Source organism: Pontibacter silvestris (assembly GCF_020907275.1).
Lineage (GTDB): Bacteria > Bacteroidota > Bacteroidia > Cytophagales > Hymenobacteraceae > Pontibacter > Pontibacter silvestris.
This window is the reverse complement of record NZ_JAJJWI010000078.1, coordinates 1-1333: the sequence shown is the minus strand read 5'-3', so window position 1 is coordinate 1333 and position 1333 is coordinate 1. Positions and strand designations below refer to the sequence as shown.

Sequence of the window (1333 nt, the reverse complement as noted above, 5' to 3'; positions counted from 1 at the left end):
GGCAATATCTCAAGAACTGTGTAAATGGAGGTTCGGGCGCAAGTTCGGACCTTTTTTATTAACTTCATAAACCATAGACACAGTTATGATAAGCAAAGACGACCTTCTCACCTCTGAGTTCCTCAAGCAGTTCAGGGACTCGAAAGACTTCAATTCCTTTCTTGAAGAGCTCTACGTGCGCGGCACAGAGCGCATGCTGGAGGCGGAGCTGGACCAGCACCTGGGGTATGAGAAACATGCTGCTGAAGGAAGAAACAGCGGCAACTCCCGCAACGGCAAGACCAGCAAGAAACTCAAAAGCAAGTACGGAGAAGTAGAGATAGAAGTGCCTCGTGACAGAGCCTCTACTTTTGAACCTGTGCTTGTGCCCAAGCGCCGTGGCCTGGCAGAAGGCATTGAAGAACTGGTCATCTCCCTCTACGCCAAAGGCATGAGCACCCGTGATATTGAAGAACAGCTACGTGAACTATACGGCTTCAACCTCTCCGAGTCTGCGGTCTCTGCTATCACCCACAAAGTGAGTGAGGATATCCTGGAGTGGCAGCAGAGGCCACTGGAACCGCTCTACTGCATTGTCTGGATGGATGGCATGGTCTTCAAGGTCAGACACAACGGCAAGGTCATCAACAAGACCATCTACCTCGCTGTGGGACTCAACCAACAAGGGAAAAAGGAACTGCTGGGCATGTGGCTCTCCGAGAGCGAGAGTGCTGCTTTCTGGGTGAGCGTGCTCACAGACATCAGGGCCAGGGGAACAGAGGATATCCTCATCACCTGCACCGACAACCTCAACGGCTTTGCCCAAGGCATCAAAAGTGTCTTTCCTCAGGCTGCCACTCAGGTATGTGTGGTGCACCAGATAAGAAACTCCTGCCGCTATGTGGTATGGAAGGACAAGAAAGCTTTTGCCTCCGACATGAAAGCTATTTATAATGCTCCTACCAGGGAAATGGCATTGGTAGAACTGGAGCGGTTTGAGCAGGTCTGGGGCAGCAAGTACCCCTATGCCATCAAAAGCTGGCGGGCAAACTGGCAGGAGCTGACGGTCTTCTTTGATTTTCCGCTTGAAATCCGCAGCATCATCTACACCACCAACCTGATTGAAAACATCAACGGCAAGATACGCAAGTACACCAAAAGCAAGGGAGCTTTTCCAGATGATAACTCAGTTAAAAAAGCCGTTTTTCTGGCCCTGCGGGAGATAACAAAGAAATGGACACAGCCGCAGCGAAACTGGGGCATTATTCTCAACCAGTTCGTAACTTTATTCCCCGACAGATGTAAATTCTAAATCCAAGCCCGAACCCATTTACACAGTTCTTGAGATACTGCC

At 50.2% G+C, this 1333-nt stretch carries 1 protein-coding gene; it reads left to right on the top strand.

The features are described 5' to 3' along the window. Nucleotides 1–85 precede the first annotated feature (85 nt). A complete protein-coding gene (locus tag LN995_RS21615; protein WP_229963174.1) occupies nt 86–1291 on the top strand; it encodes an IS256 family transposase in 1206 nt (401 codons plus the stop codon). The last annotated feature ends 42 nt before the right edge of the window (nt 1292–1333 follow it).

Coding starts and splice junctions, on each gene's coding strand:
- LN995_RS21615 (WP_229963174.1), top strand. CDS start 86: ATGATAAGCAAAGACGACCTTCTCACCTCTGAGTTCCTCAAGCAGTTC.